Annotated in this window: 3 protein-coding genes; all 3 read left to right on the forward strand. The window is 46.6% G+C overall.

Going from position 1 to position 2,818, the window contains the following annotated elements; genetic code table 11:
* Positions 1-258: 258 nt before the first annotated feature.
* Entirely contained in the window at positions 259-753 is a 495-nt protein-coding gene (gene msrB, locus RMO79_RS01915) for a peptide-methionine (R)-S-oxide reductase MsrB (RefSeq protein ID WP_310481362.1), read from the forward strand.
* 204 nt (positions 754-957) lie between these two features.
* Positions 958-1,413, forward strand: a complete 456-nt coding sequence (locus tag RMO79_RS01920; protein ID WP_310481363.1) for a CBS domain-containing protein — start codon at positions 958-960, stop codon at positions 1,411-1,413.
* Positions 1,414-1,511: 98 nt separating this feature from the next.
* Positions 1,512-2,818 (forward strand): GAF domain-containing protein (locus RMO79_RS01925; protein WP_310481364.1); only part of this gene is annotated, 1,307 nt, incomplete at its 3' end.

Below are 2,818 nucleotides of genomic sequence, written 5' to 3' on the forward strand. Positions count from 1 at the left end.
TGATAAGGAATGAATCAGCCCTGCCTTATAAAGGGGGGGTTGGGGGGGTAACACCATCTCCACCGAAGTCACGTTAGGCTCGCAGTGCCCAACGTTTAGGTTTCAGGCTATTCGATCGCGATCGATATTTATGCCCTCAAGTTCAGATAATTGTTAAAATATAAGTAACCATAAATTTCTCAATGTCGGTTGCGATTCTCCAGTGGAGAGGCTACGCCAACGAGGTATTGACTTAAAGATATCGATGCTCCTGGCAAAATGCAAAGACGAACTCTATTATCGGCTGCGTTAGTACCGATCGGTACTGCAAGCGGACTTTATTTTTTATCCACACAATCACCCCCAATGACGAAGACACAAGGCGAATTTGAAGTTACCAAGACTGATGCAGAGTGGAAGGAAATCTTAACTCCAGAACAGTTTAATGTATTACGGAAACACGGTACAGAACGAGCTGGTACCAGTATTTTAGACAAAGAGTACGGAAAAGGTCAATTTGTCTGTGCTGGCTGCGATTTGCCGCTATTTGTCTCTGATACTAAGTTTAATAGTGGCACGGGTTGGCCGAGTTTCAACGATCCGATTCCTGGCGCGATCGAGACTTCCGTCGATAAATCATTCTTCTCTACCCGTACCGAAGTCCATTGTCGTCGCTGCGGCGGACATTTAGGACATGTATTTGAAGATGGGCCAAAACCAACGGGTTTACGCTACTGTATGAACGGCATCTCGATGAAGTTTATTGCGGCGTAATTGCTATTTTAGGTTAACACTAGGGGACGAGCGATTGTCCCCTTTATCGATCGAGATCGAAGTGAAGATATGATAATACTTCCCCACAGTTATTCTACGATGGGTATAATAAAGGTATTGATAAAACTCGATCGTACCGATAAAACTCGATCGCTTCAACCGAATTATCGAACTAATTACACATCGACATTGATGAGGTAAATTATGACGCAAACTGCCGCAGATTGGATGAATAGTGATGTCTTGACTGTCACTCCTAGTACTCAATTATCAGAAGCAATTAAATTATTAGTCGATCGCAAGCTGACTGGTTTAGCAGTAGTCGATGACGATAATAAATTAGTCGGCATCCTCTCTGAATCAGATTTAATGTGGCGCGAAACAGGAGTCGAACAGCCGCCATATATGATGTTTTTAGGTGGGGTAATTTATTTCCAAAATCCAGCCACCTACGATCGCGATTTACACAAGGCTCTAGGGCAAACAGTCGGTGAAGTAATGACGGGTCATCCCATCTCAATTCACCCTGATACCACGCTTCCAAATGCTGCCAGAATCATGCATGAGAAAAGAATCCATCATTTACCGATCGTGAATGCTGAAAATTGTCCGATCGGGATGATTACTCAAAGCGATATCGTGCGGGCGATCGCTGCGTAGAAAAGTGGTGTCAAAACTATGCGATACTAAGTAAAGTGGCTGTTAATAACTAATGTTAGAAATTGTCAACCTAACCGGATCTGTCGCCTCAATTTCAAATGACAGGTAGAGCATCCAAATCGCCGAAACCAAAATCGACTGCGAACCGCAAACCGATCTCTCGATCGGTACAACAATCGCAGCCACCCGAACGGCAACGATCGGAATTGTTTGCTGAGATTGCTTTAAAGATTCGTCAGTCGTTGCAATTAACCGAAATTCTTCGCACGATCGTTACCGAAATACAGCGCGTATTGCAAGCCGATCGCGTATTAATTTATCAGGTGTTTGACGACGGTACTGGCAAACCGATTATCGAAGCAGTATTGCCAGCATATCCCCCAATTTTGGGGATGGAATTTCCAGAAGAAGTATTTCCGCCTGAATATCAACAAAAATATGCGACTGGGCGAGTGCGTGCTGTTGCCGACGTGCGCGATCCGACAGCGGAAGTCGCCGATTGTTTGGTGGAATTTGTCGAACAATTTGGCGTAAAAGCAAAGTTAATCGTCCCCATTTTACATAGTTCGATCGTCCAGCCGTCGCGATCTCAACCGCCCAAACATGCGTTGTGGGGATTGTTAATTGCCCATCAATGCGATCGTCCCCGCCAATGGGTCGATTTTGAGCTAGAACTGATGCAACAGCTCGCCGACCAAATTAGCATCGCCCTAGCTCAAGGAGAGTTGTGGGGGCAACTAGAGTCAATTGTGGCGGAAAGAACCGCAGAGCTACAAGCTGCTAATATTAGCCTCCGACGAGAAATCGAAGAGCGGCAGCAAGCTGAAACCGCACTCAGACAGAGTGAGGAGCAATTGCGGCTGATTACCAACGCGCTACCCGTCTTAATTGCCTATATCGACGATCTCGAGTGCTATCAATTCAACAACCAAGCCTACACTGACTGGTTGGGGCAGTCTCTCGCAACCATGTCTGGCTCCCACATGCGTCAAATTTGGGGCGATGATTGTTACGATCGAATGCAGTCGCACATTCATCACGCCCTGGCGGGGCAAGTTGTCACTTATGAGAACGAAATTACCATTCAAGATGGCACCACTCGATCGGTAAGTGTGACTTATATTCCCCATCTCGATCTTGAAGAGCGAGTCAGTGGTTTTTTCGCGCTCACTAGCGATATCAGCGATCGCAAGGCGATCGAACGAATGAAAGATGAATTTATCTCCGTTGTCAGCCACGAGCTTCGCACGCCCCTAACCTCCCTCCATAGTGCCCTCAAAATCCTCGCCACCGGAAGATTGGGCACCCTCTCCACCGACGGAAATCAACTGCTGGCGATCGCCGACGAAAACACCGAACGGCTGGTACGACTGGTAAATAGCGTCCTCGATCTCCAACGGATCGA

This window comes from Chamaesiphon sp. VAR_48_metabat_403 (assembly GCF_031422475.1).
Taxonomy (GTDB): Bacteria; Cyanobacteriota; Cyanobacteriia; order Cyanobacteriales; family Chamaesiphonaceae; genus Chamaesiphon.